Source organism: Caballeronia sp. A2-2, from assembly GCF_057612605.2.
This window is the reverse complement of the sequence record NZ_CM173618.1, coordinates 1234591-1250671: the sequence shown is the minus strand read 5'-3', so window position 1 is coordinate 1250671 and position 16081 is coordinate 1234591. Positions and strand designations below refer to the sequence as shown.

The window sequence follows — 16081 nt, the reverse complement described above, 5'->3', positions numbered from 1 at the left end:
TTGCGAAATCAATACACGTCGCGCACGTAGCGCTTGTCTCGCGTGAGCGTTGCGACATAATCCGCCGCCTTCTCATCCGACATACCGCCATGCGAGGCGACGATCTGACGCAGCGCCGCATCCACGTCCTTCGCCATGCGGCTCGCGTCGCCGCAAACATAGAACGACGCGCCATCCTGAAGCCACGACCACAGTTCCGCGCCCTGCTCGCGCATGCGGTCCTGCACGTAGATTTTTTCATGCTGATCGCGTGAGAACGCCGCGTCGAAACGGTTGAGCAAGCCGCTTTGCTGCATCGCCTGCAATTCGTCGCGATAGTAGAAGTCCGTGGCGGCGTGCTGTTCGCCGAAGAAAAGCCAGTTGCAGCCCGTATCGCCGCGTGCGCGCCGCTCGTGCAGAAAGCCGCGAAACGGCGCCACGCCGGTGCCGGGACCGACCATGATGATCGGCACATCGCCGTCGCGCGGCGGGCGGAAATGCGCGCTTTTCTGCACGAATACGGGGATGCTCGCATCGTTCGCGCGGTCGGCAAGGAAGGTCGACGACACGCCCTTGCGTTTGCGGCGTCCATTGTCATAGCGCACGGCAGAAACCGTCAGATGCACTTCGCCGATATGCACCTTCGGGCTGGACGAGATCGAATATAAACGCGGCTGCAAGCGTCTCAACACACTCAGCAGCTCGTCTGCGGACATGTGCGCAGGATATTCATGCAACACGTCCGCGAACTGTTGTCCCCATAGCCACGAGCGCAGATCCGCCTTGCGTTCTTCGCTCAACAAGTTGCGCAAGCCGCTCTCGCGTGTGCGCGATGCGATGAAGTTCAGCGCATCCGCACTGGGCCGCGCGATTTCGAAGTGGCTGCCGAGCGCATCCGCGAGGGACATGTCGCCCACGCCCGCGACTTGCACCGGTGCGCGGCCATCGAGCTTCGTCAGGACGAGTAGTTCATCGACAAGTTCAGGGCAGTTGGTCGGCCACACACCGAGCGCGTCGCCCGCTTCGTAGTCGAGACCGGATTCGCCCGTGGCGAGCGCGAACGAGCGCGTGTCCTTCGAGGCACCCATGCGATTGAGCCGCACGTTGCGCAGCAGGCGTGTTGGCGCGGGCTTCGTTTTCGTCGCGACATGATTCGCGTTGGTCTTGAGGACATCCGGTATCGCGCCTTCAGCGGGCACGGCATGCAGCGCGGCATCGTCTTCCTTGATGCGTGCCACCACGCGTTCGATCCACGCATCCGCGCTGGGCTGGAACTCGGTGTCGCAATCCACGCGTTCCAGCAGACGCACCGCGCCAAGCTCCGCGAGACGTCGGTCGATATTGCGGCCGTGTCCGCAGAACTGATCGTAGTTGCGGTCGCCGAAGGCCAACACCGCATAATGCAGCGATTCCAGACGCGGCGCGGAATCGGCCTTGAGCGAAGCCCAGAAGTCCTGACCATTGTCGGGTGCATCGCCGTCGCCGAAGGTGCTTGTCATCACAAGCAGATAATGCGTCTTCGCCAGATTCTCGACGGCATGATCGGACATGCACGCGGTACGGATCTCAAAGCCCGATTCCATCAACTGCGTGGCATAACGTTCGACGAGCGATTCCACGTTGCCCGTCTGCGATGCCCACAAAAACGCGACCTTGGGCCGCGTATGCGCAATCTGCACTTCTGGATTCGCAGGCATGGCTTCACGGCTGAACATGCCCGCGAGCAAGCCATCGACCCACACACGCGTGGCCGGTGCAAACGGCGCATTGGCGGGCAGCACCGGCACGCCGCGCGCTTGCGTATCGGATGTCGCACGCAACCCGCTCACGAAGCCGCTCAGATACAGGCGATCGCTTTCGCTCAACGAAGGCGTGGCGATATTGCCCAGTCCGAGCAGACCTGCGAGCGCGTCGATGCGTGACATATCGGATTCCTGATGAACAATCTCAACGGGTGCGGCGGCGGCCGCGCGGCTCAGACTCACCGCGCAAAATTTGAGTTCGGGCTGCTGCGAAATGGGATCGATGGCATCGCTCGTGACCGCGTTGATACACAGGTCATCGCCGAACATGTCGTTCCAGTGCATGGGCGCGAAGCAGTTGCCGGGCCGCACGCGATCCGTGACGACAGCGGGCAGCACCGCGCGCCCGCGTCGCGAGCGAATCTCGACCTGATCCTTAGCCGCGATGTTCAGCGTCGCCGCATCTTCGGGATGCAGTTCCACGAACGGACCGGGATTGAGCTTGTTGAGCATCGGCACCTTGCCGGTCTTGGTCATGGTGTGCCACTGGTGCTGAAGGCGACCCGTATTGAGCACGACGGGAAACGTATTGTCGGGTATTTCCGCAGGCGCGACATGCGGGCGCGCGAAGAACACGGCGCGTCCGTTCGGCGTGGGGAATGTCAGGCGTTTATCGGATGCTTCGTTCACGTAGCGAATCGGATTGCGATCATGCTTGTCATCGGGCGCGCACGGCCATTGAAGCGGCGTTTCGCGCAGGCGTGCATGACTCGCGCCACGCAGATCGTAGCCGGTCTTCGGGTTCGAGAAGCGCTTGATTTCCTCGAAGACTTCGGCGGCGCTCGTGTAATCGAAGGCTTCGGCATAACCCATTGCAGAGGCGATACGCGCGATGATCTGCCAGTCGGGCAATGCATCGCCCGGTGGCTCGACGGCTTTTTGCATGAGCGTCATGTTGCGCTCGGAATTGATCATCACGCCTTCGGCTTCGGCCCACAGCGCGCCGGGCAGAAGGACATCGGCATAACGGTTTGTTTCCGTGTCCAGAAACGCATCCTGCGTGACGACGAACTCAGCGGCCTTCAGTCCATCGATCACGGTCTGTCTGTTTGCAACGCTTGCCGCCGGATTCGTGCAGACGATCCAGCACGCCTTGATATCGCCCGCCGCCATGCGCGAGAACATCTCGATCGTGCCGCCGCCCACGCTCGTTTTAAGCGTGCCGTGCGGCACTTGCCAGATATTCTCGACGAACGCGCGGTCGTCATCCACGAGCACTGAACGCTGACCCGGCAAACCCGGACCCATGTAACCCATTTCGCGGCCACCCATTGCATTGGGCTGACCCGTGAGCGAAAACGGCCCGCTGCCGGGACGGCAAATCTTGCCCGTCGCCAGATGCAGATTGCAGATGGCGTTGGTGTTCCATGTGCCGTGCGTGCTTTGATTCAAGCCCATCGTCCAGCAGCTCATCCACTCGGGCGCGTCGCCGATCATGCGTGCCGCTTGCCGCAAATCGTTCTCGTCGATGCCGGTCATCTCCGCGACTTTCGCGGGCGTGTAGTCGGCGAGGAACGCGGGCATCGCGTCCCATCCTTCGGTGTACTGCGCGATGAAATCTGCATCTGCATGGCCGTTTTCATGCAGCAGATGCAACAAGCCGTTCAGCAGCGCGAGATCGGTGCCGGGACGAATCTGCATGAAAAGACTCGCCTTCTCGGCAGTCGCATTGCGGCGCGGGTCCACTACGATCAGCTTCGCGCCCGCCTTCACGCGGTCCATCATGCGCAGAAACAGAATGGGATGACAGTCGGCCATGTTCGCGCCGATCACGAAGAACAGGTCCGCGCGGTCGAAGTCCTGATACGAACCCGGCGGCCCGTCTGCACCCAGCGAGAGCTTGTAGCCGCTGCCCGCGCTCGCCATGCACAGCCGCGAATTCGACTCGATGTTGTTCGTGCCGACATAACCCTTCGCGAGCTTGTTGACGAGGTATTGCGCCTCGATCGACATTTGGCCAGAGACGTAGAACGACAGTGCATCGGGGCCGTGCTCATCGAGGATCGCGCGCAGACGGTGCGCGGTGTCGGCAATGGCCTGATCTATAAGCATCGGCGCGGGATCGTCGGCGCGGCGGCGTCTCACGAATGCTTTCTCCAGCCGTCCCGACTTGCGCAAAGCGACGTGTGCGGAAGAACCCTTCGTGCACAGCCTGCCAAAGTTGGTCGGATGATCCTTGTTGCCGGAAATCTTGATGACCTGTTCGTTCTCGACGTGCAGCGTCATGCCGCAGCCGACGCCGCAGTATGGGCAGACCGTATCGACGGTTCGGGCCGTCATGCATGGCTCCGTGCAGCGAACATCAGTTGGCTCTCCAAAAGAAAAACGGCGTCCACGAACGAGGCCGCGTGGCCGGTTCGAGGACGCCGTTGTCCGAATTCCCTGTTTTGATGCGTGTGGCCCGTCGTTGGGCCGGTTGCGTCATGACAAGGCAACTTTCGGGCCATCTGCGCTTTAAGTCGCCGGGGAAGCCTTAAACAAAGGCGTTTCCGGCGATTTACCGTCTTCAATATGCCGCGCGTCTATCACCATTGATGGTGCGACGCAGCACCGAAATCGTGCTTCCCACGCCCTACTTCGGGTTAGCGACGACAAACCGCTTGAATGCCTCGTAAGCCGGCTTGAGCGTCTTGCCGTCGTTCTTCATCAGACCGTACGGGCCTTCGCCGGTCTCGGGATCGTCATAGAGTTGATAGACCTGAATCGACTGGATATCGTACTTGTCGGCCACGGACAGGAAGCCTGCCATCATCTTCGTGCCGACCATGTAATCCGCGATTTGCTGGTCGCTGCCATGCCACGGACGCACGCCGAATTCCGTCATCCAGATCGGCTTGCCGAACTTCTGCAACTCGGCCAGCACGTCATGACAGCCGGTGCCCCCGCATGCCCGCGTGATATCGCCCTGATCCGAATACCAGTGCCATGCCGTGATGTCCCAGTTCACGATGGGATGCCCCGTCGTGCCGTCCGGCTGCGTGCCGTTCGCGAGCATCTGATAGAAGCCGTAATGCAGCCACGTATCCCCGCCGATGACGATCTTGCCATGCGGGTCCACCGAGCGAATGCCCGCGATCATGCCGCGGATCACGCCGCGCGCCTTCTGATATTTCGCGTTGTCGAACTGCTGCGGATAAACGCCATCGACATTACCGGCAATAGCTTGCGCGCCAAGTTCGTTGCTAACTTCGTAGTACGGATATTTTCTGGCAGTGGCCGTTTGCTGACCGAGCGTATAACCGACGTTGTACGCGTCCTGTTCGTTCGAGCGCGCGCTGATACCGCTCAGCAGGACCGGATACACCGTCACGCCGCCTTCGGCCATGGTCGCGGCGATTCCCGCGAGCTTGTTCGCCGAGGCCAGGTTATACACCTCGTTGCGATACAGCTTCACATGCAAGTCCTGCAACTGCTGAAGCTGAAGCGCGGGCGAAGAAAGGCCATAAGCGCCGCCGCCGTTGTTGTGGCCGTTCGCGCCGTAGAAAATGCGCTTGCTCATATCCGCTTTCGCGCCCGCGATGTTATAGACGTTCACGTTGACGCTCAACACCGACTTCGCGCCCGTCTTGCTGTTGGTCGCCGTGAACTCCCACGTATGCGCGCCGTTCGAGAGGTTGGTCGTGTCGTAGTTGGTCAGGAAGGAGCCGCCCGATGGCGTCACGTTCGCGACCGTCTTGCCCGTGTGCTTGTCGATAGCAGTGACGTTCGTCCAGTTCGTGGCGAGCGGTCCTTTCACGACGACCGTGCCATTGAGTTCTGCGTTCGGCAAGGGCGCGTTGATCTGAAATGCAGGACCGCTGGTGCTCGCGACGGCTGCTGCGGCTTTCGCGGTGGAGCCCACGTCGAATGCATCGCTGCCACCGCCACCGCATGCGGTCAGAAGCAGGCCGGCGAATATCGCGGCGGCGATCATGCTCGCCTTTGGCGCGCGAAAGATGCCCGTAGATTGGTTGGTCTGGTCTTTCATATTTTTATCAGGGATACGAAATACATGAATGAGCGCGGTACACGATCGGTTCGCGATGGATGCGCGATTGCACCGCTTCGGAAGGTCTCCTTGTCGCAAGACTTCTTTCGCCTTGCTTACATGAAAATTAACGGCGACCTGTGCCCAAGGTTTAGTGCGATCGGGCGAAATGTTTCCGGGAAGTTTTCGTGACGAACGTAACTTTTGCCGGTTTCGCGCATTGACAAGCGTTCCGGGTCACCGTCAGACTTCCGCGACAACTGAATACGATCTTGTCCAATGCCCATTTCCCAGCTTTCCGTTTTCTTCTTTCTTCAGGCCGCCGTGATCGTGCTCGCGAGTCAATGCGTCGGCAAACTGGCCCGGCGCGTGGGTCAGCCGCAGGTGGTCGGTGAGATGATCGCGGGCGTGTTGCTCGGGCCATCGCTGTTTGGGCTCGTGCTGCCGCATTGGCAGCAGGCGCTCTTTCCTAAAGCGACCATGGGCATGCTCTACGTGGCCGCGCAACTCGGCGTTGGTCTCTATATGTTTCTGGTGGGAACCGAGTTTCGCGCGGACCAGTTTCGCGCGCGCGCACGCAGCGCCATGAGCGTGTCGGTCGCGGGCATCGTCGTGCCGTTTGTGCTTGCGTTCGCGCTCGCGCCGTGGCTTCACACCATTCCGGGATTGTTCGCCGTGAAGACGCGGGTGTTCGAAGCGTCGCTGTTTTTGGGCGCGGCCATCGCCATCACGGCGTTTCCCATGCTCGCGCGCATCATTCACGAACGCGGGCTGGCGGGGACGTCGCTCGGCACGCTGGCATTGACAGCAGGCGCATTCGACGATGCCGCCGCGTGGTGCATTCTCGCCATCGTGCTCGCGAGCTTCGGCGGCTCGTGGATGAGCGCCTATGCGGCCATCGGCGGCGGTGCTGCGTTCGCAGTGTTCATGATCTTCGCGGGACACAAGCTGCTTGCGCGGCTCGCGAGCGGACTACATGCGGACTTGCCCTTGCCGCATAGCGTGCTGGCCGTGGTGCTCGCGCTGTTCTGCCTGTGCGCCTTTGCGATGGACGCCATCGGCATTCATGCTGTATTCGGCGGCTTCCTGCTCGGCGTGGCCTTGCCGCGCGGACCGCTCACGGAAAAGCTACGCGAGATGCTGCAACCCTTCGTGGGGGTCTTTCTCTTGCCGATGTTCTTCACCTACTCCGGCTTGAACACGCGTCTGGACATGCTGATGGACCCGGCCATCATGGCTGCGGCCATCGCCATCTTGCTGGCTTCGTTCGGCGGAAAGGGGATCGCATGCTGGGCCGCCGCGCGCATGAACGGCGAACCTTCCGGCGATGCCATGGCGATCGGCGCGCTCATGAACGCACGCGGTTTGATGGAGCTCATCATCATTAACATCGGGCTCGCGGCGGGCGTGATTCTGCCGGGCCTGTTCTCTATTCTCGTATTGATGGCCGTAGTCAGCACGCTTATGGCCACGCCGCTATTCAATTGGATCGTGCGGCGACAGGCTTGCCAAGACCGCATTTCCCACACTTAGAGACGCCGCTTAACCTAGCGTTATCACGCGTTGACAAAGCGTGCCTTGCTTTCTAGCATGCTAGCATCTTCAACGGTGATTCCAGGCGCGCGTGAGCACTTCGTCCGATCCGGCAAGCGTCATCAGCACTCCGTATGATGCACTGCGCAAAGCGAAAAGCGGCGACCGGGGCAGCCTGACGGATGCCGTCGAAGAAGCGTTGAAAGACGCCATTCTCACGCTGGCTTTCGAGCCGGGTTTGATGATCGACAAGCTCGCGGTCTGCGAACGCATGGGTGTGTCGCGCTTTCCGGTTTCTGCTGCCTTGGCGCGGCTCGCGCATGCGGGGCTAGTCGAAGTGTTGCCGCAGCGTGGCACGCGCGTGAGGCCCATTGCCCTCGAAGACATTCATCAGCACTTGTTCATTCGCAGCGCGCTCGAAGTCGAGACCGTGCGCAGTGTGGCCGCCACGCACGACAAGGCCACGATCGATGCCCTCGCGCTTAATCTCGATCAGCAGCGTGCCTCCGTGAAAAGCGGTCAGCGCCTGGCGTTTCACACACTCGACCTCGCCTTCCACGAAATTCTGCTCGATGCGATCAGCCTGCCGCGCGTGAAAGAGATCGTCGCGGTATCGCGCAGTGCGCTGGATCGGGCGCGCCAGCTTGTCGCGAGTCCCGAGCGCATCGTGCATACGCTCGACGAACATCAACATATTTTCGATGCCATCAAAAACGGCCGCGCCGATTCCGCCGCCAAGGCCATGCATGATCATCTCGCGCAAGTGGTGAACGAGCTTCGCCGCGCGGCACATGAACGCCCCGACATCTTCGCGCCATGAGTGACATTCCGATGACGCCTCTCATCTCAGTCAACCAACTCTGCAAGCGCTTTCCCGGCGTGCGCGCGCTGCATGAAGTGCGCTTCGATCTTCTGCCCGGCGAAGTGCATGCATTGATGGGCGAAAACGGCGCGGGCAAATCCACGCTCATGAAAATTTTGGCGGGCGTCTACACGCGCGATTCTGGCGAGATGCTGATCGACGGCAAGCCGGTCGACTTCACCAGCCCCGGCGAAGCGCAGGCGCTCGGCATCGGCATCATTCATCAGGAGTTGCAACTGATGAATCATCTGACGGTGGCGCAGAATATTTTCATCGGGCGCGAGCCGCGCAAGATGCTCGGGCTTCTGCTCGATGAAGACACATTGAACCGTCAGGCAAGCGATATTCTCGCGCGCATGCATGTGGCGCTCGATCCGCGCACCATCGTCGGCACACTCACGGTCGCGAGTCAGCAGATGGTGGAAATCGCCAAGGCGCTGTCCTTCGATTCGCGCGTGCTCATCATGGACGAACCGACCTCCGCGCTCAACGACGCTGAAATTGCCGAACTGTTTCGCATCATCTGGCAACTGAAGGAACGTGGTGTCGGCATCGTTTATATCTCGCACAAGATGGACGAACTGGAGCAGATCTCGGACCGCGTGACGATCATGCGCGATGGCGAATATGTCGCGACCGTCAACACGAAAGAGACCAGCGTGGAGACGATCATCGGCATGATGGTGGGACGCACGCTGACCGATCTCACGTCGTTCCTGGGCGGCTCGAATCAGGGCGATGTCGCGCTTGAGGTGCGCAATCTCAATGCAGGCCCGCTCGTGCGCGATGTGAGTTTCACCTTGCGACGCGGCGAGATACTCGGCTTCGCGGGCTTGATGGGCGCAGGCCGGACCGAAGTGGCGCGCGCAGTTTTCGGTGCGGACCCGGTGGAATCGGGCGAGATATTCGTGAAGGGCGCGAAGGCTTCCATCAAGCGGCCGAGCGATGCGGTCGCGCGAGGCATCGGCTATCTCTCCGAAGACCGCAAGCGTTTCGGTTTAGCCACGGGCATGGACGTGGAATCGAACATCGTCATGTCGAATCTCGGCAAGTTCCTTTCTGCACGCATGTTTCTGCGCCGCGCGAAAATCCGTAGGACAGCCACGCATTTCATCAAGCTGCTGGCGATACGCACGCCCTCGCCCACGCAACCCGTGCGGCTGCTTTCGGGCGGCAATCAACAAAAGATCGTAATTGCAAAGTGGCTTGAGCGCGATTGCGACGTGTTGTTCTTCGACGAACCCACGCGCGGTATCGATGTCGGCGCCAAGAGCGAAATCTACAAGCTCCTTCGTTCGCTCGCGCAGCAAGGCAAGGCGATCGTGATGATCTCGTCCGAATTGCCGGAGATTTTGCGCATGAGCGATCGCATCGTCGTGATGTGCGAGGGACGCATTACCGGTGAGTTGTCTTCGAGCGACGCGACGCAAGAGCGCATCATGCAGCTCGCGACGCGGCGTGAAACCCTGAAAGCGGCCTGAAGCCGCAAGAGACCGAACCCATGACCCAACCCACCGATACCGCGACCGTCGCGCGAGAGAAAGGCACGACGGGTTTGCGCGCGCGCGTTTTTTCGCCGACTGCCTTGCAGAAGCTGCTTGCATTCGCGAGCCTGATCTTGCTGCTCGTATTCTTCAGCTTCGCATCGCCCGCGTTCATGCAGATGGACAACATGCTCGGCATTTTGCAGGCCACGGCGGTGAATGGCGTGCTGGCGATTGCCGCGACGTTTGTCATCATCACGGGCGGCATCGATTTGTCGGTGGGCACGTTGATGACATTTACCGCCGTGATTTGCGGCGTGTTCCTCACTTACTGGCATTTGCCGATGTGGATCGGCGTGATTGCGGCCATCGTGACGGGCGCATTGTGCGGAACGGTGTCCGGCACGCTCACGGCCAAGATGAAGATACCGCCGTTTATCGCGACGCTCGGCATGATGATGCTGCTCAAAGGATTGTCGCTCGTCGTCTCCGCAGACAAGCCGATCTACTTCACTGACACCGAAAACTTCTACATGATTTCGCAGGACTCGCTCATCGGCTACTTCCTGCCGAGCGTGCCGATTCCGAATGCCGTGCTCATTCTGTTCTTCCTAGCGGTTGCCAGTTCCATCACGCTGAACCGCACTGCGTTGGGACGTTATACCTTCGCGCTCGGCAGCAACGAAGAAGCCGTGCGTTTGTCCGGCGTGAACGTGGACCGCTGGAAAATAGGTATTTACGGGCTTGGCGGTGCGATTTGCGGTATCGCGGGTTTGCTGATTGCATCACGCCTGAATTCGGCGCAACCGGCGCTCGGACAAGGCTATGAACTCGATGCCATCGCAGCAGTGGTGATCGGCGGCACGTCCCTTTCGGGCGGCTCGGGAACGATACTTGGCACGATCATCGGCGCGTTCATCATGAGCGTGCTGACCAACGGTCTGCGCATTCTGTCGGTGGCGCAGGAGTGGCAGATCGTGGTGACCGGTCTCATCATTATTCTCGCGGTGTATGCGGACATTCTGCGCCGCCGCAAAAGCTGAAGTATTCGGAGATTCATACAACGAGGCCAACCCTCTGGAGGAGAACCACCATGTCGAAAAGAAAAATCCTGAGCGTCCTGATTGCAGCGAGCGTGTCGATGGGCGCGGCAACCGTGAGCCACGCGGACGAGCCGTATATTCCGCTTATTTCCAAGGGCTTTCAGCATCAGTTCTGGCAAGCGGTGAAGGCCGGCGCCGAGCAATCGGCTAAGGAACAAAAGGTTAGGATTACCTTCGAAGGCCCGGAGACGGAAGCCATGGTCGATAAACAAATCGACATGCTTTCCGCTGCGCTTGCCAAGAAGCCGCAGGCCATCGGCATCGCGGCGCTGGACAGCAAGGCCGCCATTCCGTTGCTCAAGCGCGCGCAGAACAACAAGATTCCGATCATCGCGTTCGACTCGGGCGTGGATGGCGACATTCCCTTGACCACGTGCGCCACGGACAATCTCGCCGCCGCCGCGCTCGCCGCCGACAAGATGGCCGACGCCATCGGCAATGCGGGCGAAGTGGGTTTGATCGTGCATGACCAGACGAGCCGTACCGGCGTGGACCGGCGCGACGGCTTTCTCAACGAGATGAAATCGAAGCATCCGAACATCAAGATCGTGTCGGTGCAATACGGCGGCGGCGACCACTTGAAGTCGGCTGAAATCGCCAAGGCAATGATTCAGGCGAACCCGAATATCAAGGGCATTTTCGGGGCTAACGAAGGTTCGGCGGAAGGCGCGGCCATCGGCGTGAAAGAGTCCGGCAAGAAGCTCGTGTTGATCGGATATGACTCGGGCAAGGAACAAAAGGACGATATCAATTCGGGCTTGATGCTTGGAGCCATTACACAGAATCCAATTGGCATTGGCAAATGTGTCGTGGATTCGGCGGTCAAAGCGCTTAAAGGCGAGAAGCTCCCGAAGAAAGTCGATACCGGCTTTTACTGGTACGACAAGAGCAATATGAACGATCCCAAGATCTCGGCCGTGCTCTACGATTGATTTCTCTATAAGCCCACGAAAAAGGAAGCCTTCCGAGGCTTCCTTTTTTTATGGTGTCCGGATTTACCCGTGCCATGCACTTAAAACGACATCCCTCACCCCTTGCATTGTTATAATCCTCTCAATCGACGACCAAAACCTAACACCGCGCGTCACGCGTGAAAGCGCTTCGAACGCGCCGCCCCGATGGCCAAGAACGACCGCTTGCGCACGCTTTCGAGCGCGCTGGAAAAACAGAACGTCATGCGTCTGCGCGATGCCGCCGCGTTGCTCGGCGTATCGGAAATGACGGTACGGCGTGACATCGCGGCGAACCCTCGCCAGTTCACCTATCTCGGCGGCTATATCGTCAGCGCCGCGGATGTCCCCAATGACGCGGGCTATACCATCGAGGAAGAGAAGGATCATTTCGCGCAGGCGAAGGCCATTGCGTCTACTCAAGCGGCGCGGTTGCTTGTTGATAGCGAAACCATCTTCATCGATTGCGGCACCACGCTTACCACGCTCGCGCGGCAGATTCCGGCGGAGATGCATCTCACCGTCGTGTGCTATTCGCTCAATGTCGCGGAAATTTTGCGGCGCAAGCCGAACGTGCGCATGATTCTGCTTGGCGGCGTCTACGTGCCTTCGTCGGAATCGTTCGCGAGCGATGAAAGCGTGGAGACGCTCAGGCGCATGGGCATCAATCAGGCGTTCATGTCGGCGGGCGGTGTGGATGAAGCGCGTGGTGTCACGTGCTGGAACTTTCATGAGGTCGCCATTAAACAGGCGGCGATGGCGAGTGCGGTGAAACGTCATCTTGTGGTGGATGCGAGCAAGTTCGGTAAGGTCAAGGCTGTGCGGTTTTCTCAGCTTTCCGAATTCGATTCGGTTATCACGGAGGCGGGACAGGCGCTTAATAGCCGCGCTTGAGTGGTTTTATCTAGCTGGTGCTATCGGGTAGCGTCAGGTTAGGTGTTGCGTGCAAGGGGCTGCTGTTGTTTGGGGTTTTATTGCAGTAGCCGCCTCCCCGGCGGGGGGGTAACTTTCTTTGCTGCTGCAAAGAAAGTCACCAAAGAAAGCAGCTTTTTACACCATGCACGCTGGCTGGAAAGTGTGGCCTGAATTAACGATACAGTGGCCGCAATAGGACTTGCCACGCATAACGAGCCGCTTAGGCAACCTGGCGATTTCGCGCTCGAATTCTTTGGCGTTAGTGGACCGCGCTCATTCAATCGGCCATGCGCTGCGCGCGCCGAGAGCTTTAGGACGGAATCCCGCAGCCTATCAGCGCCCAGCCACATTAAACTTCTCCGCAAGATTGCTATTCGGTCCTACCTTGGTTAGTGCTCCGACTAAAAGTTGACTTGCGTTGGTGTGAGCGCTTTGCCCAGAAGTACTTGCCAAGGTAGGGCCGAATAACGATATAGCGGTGCGGTGTGAGGTGGCTGGGCGCTTATAGGCTGCGGGATTCCGTTCTTACGTTCTCGGCGCGCGAAGCGCATGGCCGAAAGAATGAATGCGGTCCACTAAGACTCAAGGATTCGAGCGCGTAATCGTTAGGTTGCCCGTACGCTTAACCAACCGAGGGACGTCCTAACGCGGCCACTGTATCGGTTAATCCAGACCAACCCTCTCCAGCCATCGTGCATGGGGTAAAAAGCTGCTTTCTTTGGTGACTTTCTTTGCAGCAGCAAAGAAAGTTACCCCCCCGCCGGGGAGGCGGCTACTGCAATAAAGACCCAAAAACCAGCAGCCCCTTGCACGACAAAACAAGAAAACCAACCCGACAGCAAAAAAACTGCCTACTGCCGACGCCCCAACGCAAACAACGTCCCCGCGACCAAAATAAACGCACCAATAATCACCTTCTGCCAAGTACTAGGCACCCCTATAAGAATCAACACGCTATTAATAAGCGTCACCAACACGACACCAAGCAACGTACCCACCACCGTTCCCGTGCCACCCGTAATACGCGCACCGCCGAGAATAACCGCCGCAATCACATCCAATTCCGTGCCAACGAGATCGAACGGATTGGCAAGCCGGTTCGTCGATACATGCAAAATGCCCGCGACGCCCGCAAGCAAACCGGTATAGCCGAACACAAAGAGATGAATCGCGCGCAGGTTATAGCCAAGACGTTCGGCAATGGCGAGACTGCCGCCCATTGCATAGACGCCACGGCCCATCATCGTGCGATTGAGCAGCCACCACGTCACCACGGCTGCGATCACAAGCGCCAGCACCGAAACAGGCAGCACAGCCCGCAGGCCATCGGATGTGCGGTAATAGAACAGCGGCAATTGCCCGAACGTATCCATGCTGTGCGGAATGTTCATGAAGAACTGCGTGCCGACGAAGGTCAGCAGCAAGCCGCGATAAAGATACTGCGTGCCGATGGTCACGATCAGCGAAGGCGCCTTCAGGCGATGCACGAGCATGCCGTTGATCACGCCGAATATCACGCCGCCGATAGCGCCGGTGATAAGGATCAACGCGAACGGACAGTCGGGCCACCACGCGAACACTGCCTTGGTGATCGAATACATCGTCAATGCAGCAATGGCCGTGAACGATACGTCGATGCCACCGGATGCCAATACCACCAGCGTGCCGAGCGCAAACAGCGATACCGTGGTCGCCGAATGCAGCATGTCGAACAAGGTCGCAAACTGAAAGAAGCGCGGATTGATACTACCCACGACCAGACACGTCAGCAGGATCAGGCCAACCGTGAACCATTCAGGATTGCGCATCAGTTGCGCGACAAGATTACCCTTGCGCACGCGCGGCGTGACGTCGCTGACCGGCAGCGCTTTCGTCTCGCTTCCCGTGCGGCGGATGGATTCGCTCATGCTCATGCTGCCTCTGAAAGTAATGCGTGATAAAGCTCGGCCTCGCTCATGCGGTCGGCGCGATATTCGCTCGCAATGCGGCCTTTCTTCATCATGAGGATACGGTCGCAGTTCTGCAGCAGCTCGGGCAGATCGTCGCTGATCAGCACGATACCGATGCCCTCCTTCGAAAGCCGCTGCATGATGCGGTAAATGATGTCCTTCGATCCCACATCCACGCCGACTGTCGGCCCGTGCAGAATCAGCACGCGCGGATCGATAGCAAGCCACCGGCCGATCAGCACGCGTTGCTGATTGCCGCCCGAAAGCGATTGCACCGGCTTGTCCACATCGGGCGTGGCGATCTGCAAGTCCTTCACGGTGCGTTCTGCCAATTCCTGCGCGCGCGTTCTGTCGATCTGGCCAAAGCGGTCGCGCAGGCTCGAAATCATCGCGGTGATCACGTTGTCGCGAATCGGCTTGTCGAGAAAAAGCCCTTCGTTCAGGCGGTCTTCCGGCACGTAGCCGATGCGTTGGAGCTTGGCATCGGCGGGCGATTGCAGACGCACGCGATTGCCGTCGAGCGTGACTGTGCCCATGTCGGCGGGCGCGACGCCGGCAAGCGCGCGCGCCAGTTCGTTGCGGCCTGAATCGAGCAAACCGGTGACGCCAAGAATCTCGCCCTTGTGCAGTTTGAAGGATACTTCGGAGAACTGGCCTTTGCGGCCCAATCCCTGAACATCGAGCACGATCTGCGGCGCGCTTTCTTCGCCGTCCGCGCGATAGCGTTCCGTCGAAAGATGCTTACCCGTCATGAGTTCGCTGATCTGCGCCTTGGTGTAATTCTCGATCGGCCCTTGCGCCATTTTCTGACCGTCGCGCAGCACGATCACTTCGCCGCCAATGGCATAGCATTCGTCGAGCTTATGGCTCACGAACAGCACTGCAACACCATCCGCGCGCAATTTCGCCAGCACGGCGATCAGATTGTCCACTTCCTTTTGCGTAAGCGATGTCGTCGGCTCGTCCATGATGACGAACTTCGCCTCGCTCGCGATAGCGCGCGCGATAGCGACCAACTGACGCGTGGCAAGCGGCAATTGCTCGATGAGCGTCTTTTGAAAATCGGCATCGCCCGGCAGGCCGACCGCTTCGAGCGCGCGCGCGGCGGTGGCAGCGAGTGCGCGTCGGTCGAACGTGCGCGCGAGCTTGCCCGCATGCGTGGCGAGTTCGGCGGTCAGCGCGACGTTCTCCGCCACACTCATGTTGGGCAATAGTGAGAGATCCTGATAAACGGTCTCGATGCCCGCCGCAAGCGATTCGAGCGGCGAAAGCTTGCTGTGCCGCGCGCCTTCAATGACAAGTTCGCCTTCATCCGGCGGCTGCGCGCCTGAGATGATCTTGATGAGCGTGCTCTTGCCGCAGCCGTTCTCGCCGAGCAAGTGATAAATCTGCCCGCGTTGGAACGAAAGACTCACGCCACGCAGCGCATACACGCCGGTAAAGCGTTTATGAATATCGACGACTTCGAGGAGCGGTGTCTCTTGGGTCATGGCTTATGTCGTTCATGCGGCGCGCGCTTCACATCGAAGCCCGCGCC

10 protein-coding genes are annotated in these 16081 nt (G+C 59.6%); 6 read left to right on the top strand and 4 right to left on the bottom strand.

What is annotated here, in order from left to right; genetic code table 11:
• Positions 1–8: 8 nt before the first annotated feature.
• Positions 9–4061: a bifunctional nitrate reductase/sulfite reductase flavoprotein subunit alpha gene (locus ACZCWR_RS29395; protein WP_487305188.1), complete on the bottom strand. Its 4053-nt coding sequence runs from the start codon at positions 4059–4061 to the stop codon at positions 9–11.
• A 292-nt stretch (positions 4062–4353) separates the two neighbouring features.
• The gene (locus ACZCWR_RS29390; protein ID WP_487305187.1) at positions 4354–5748 is read right to left on the bottom strand and encodes a glycosyl hydrolase; all 1395 of its coding nucleotides are present in this window, start codon (positions 5746–5748) and stop codon (positions 4354–4356) included.
• Between the two features lie 279 nt (positions 5749–6027).
• Here ACZCWR_RS29390 and ACZCWR_RS29385 point away from each other — a divergent pair, with 279 nt between their 5' ends.
• The 6 genes from ACZCWR_RS29385 to ACZCWR_RS29360 all read left to right on the top strand — a co-directional run bounded on the left by ACZCWR_RS29385 (position 6028) and on the right by ACZCWR_RS29360 (position 12574).
• Entirely contained in the window at positions 6028–7281 is a 1254-nt protein-coding gene (locus tag ACZCWR_RS29385) for a cation:proton antiporter (RefSeq protein WP_487305186.1), read from the top strand.
• A gap of 91 nt (positions 7282–7372) precedes the next feature.
• Positions 7373–8101 (top strand): GntR family transcriptional regulator, encoded by a 729-nt coding sequence (locus tag ACZCWR_RS29380; protein WP_487305185.1) that lies wholly within the window; start codon positions 7373–7375, stop codon positions 8099–8101.
• Positions 8102–8112: 11 nt separating this feature from the next.
• Positions 8113–9624: a sugar ABC transporter ATP-binding protein gene (locus tag ACZCWR_RS29375; RefSeq protein ID WP_487305184.1), complete on the top strand. Its 1512-nt coding sequence runs from the start codon at positions 8113–8115 to the stop codon at positions 9622–9624.
• 20 nt (positions 9625–9644) lie between these two features.
• Entirely contained in the window at positions 9645–10670 is a 1026-nt protein-coding gene (locus tag ACZCWR_RS29370; protein ID WP_487305183.1) for an ABC transporter permease, read from the top strand.
• Positions 10671–10720: 50 nt separating this feature from the next.
• Entirely contained in the window at positions 10721–11662 is a 942-nt protein-coding gene (locus ACZCWR_RS29365) for a substrate-binding domain-containing protein (protein WP_487305182.1), read from the top strand.
• Positions 11663–11848: 186 nt separating this feature from the next.
• Positions 11849–12574: a DeoR family transcriptional regulator gene (locus ACZCWR_RS29360; RefSeq protein ID WP_487305181.1), complete on the top strand. Its 726-nt coding sequence runs from the start codon at positions 11849–11851 to the stop codon at positions 12572–12574.
• An 872-nt stretch (positions 12575–13446) separates the two neighbouring features.
• Here the strand turns inward: ACZCWR_RS29360 and ACZCWR_RS29355 are convergent.
• Complete coding sequence (locus ACZCWR_RS29355) at positions 13447–14508, bottom strand: ABC transporter permease (protein ID WP_487305180.1); 1062 nt, start codon at positions 14506–14508, stop codon at positions 13447–13449.
• Positions 14505–16034: a sugar ABC transporter ATP-binding protein gene (locus ACZCWR_RS29350; RefSeq protein WP_487305179.1), complete on the bottom strand. Its 1530-nt coding sequence runs from the start codon at positions 16032–16034 to the stop codon at positions 14505–14507. The genes ACZCWR_RS29355 and ACZCWR_RS29350 overlap by 4 nt, the downstream gene beginning before the upstream one ends.
• Between the last annotated feature and the right edge of the window lie 47 nt (positions 16035–16081).

Coding starts and splice junctions, on each gene's coding strand:
- ACZCWR_RS29355 (WP_487305180.1), bottom strand. CDS start 14,508: ATGAGCATGAGCGAATCCATCCGCCGCACGGGAAGCGAGACGAAAGCG.
- ACZCWR_RS29350 (WP_487305179.1), bottom strand. CDS start 16,034: ATGACCCAAGAGACACCGCTCCTCGAAGTCGTCGATATTCATAAACGC.
- ACZCWR_RS29385 (WP_487305186.1), top strand. CDS start 6,028: ATGCCCATTTCCCAGCTTTCCGTTTTCTTCTTTCTTCAGGCCGCCGTG.
- ACZCWR_RS29370 (WP_487305183.1), top strand. CDS start 9,645: ATGACCCAACCCACCGATACCGCGACCGTCGCGCGAGAGAAAGGCACG.
- ACZCWR_RS29360 (WP_487305181.1), top strand. CDS start 11,849: ATGGCCAAGAACGACCGCTTGCGCACGCTTTCGAGCGCGCTGGAAAAA.
- ACZCWR_RS29365 (WP_487305182.1), top strand. CDS start 10,721: ATGTCGAAAAGAAAAATCCTGAGCGTCCTGATTGCAGCGAGCGTGTCG.
- ACZCWR_RS29375 (WP_487305184.1), top strand. CDS start 8,113: ATGACGCCTCTCATCTCAGTCAACCAACTCTGCAAGCGCTTTCCCGGC.
- ACZCWR_RS29390 (WP_487305187.1), bottom strand. CDS start 5,748: ATGAAAGACCAGACCAACCAATCTACGGGCATCTTTCGCGCGCCAAAG.
- ACZCWR_RS29395 (WP_487305188.1), bottom strand. CDS start 4,061: ATGACGGCCCGAACCGTCGATACGGTCTGCCCATACTGCGGCGTCGGC.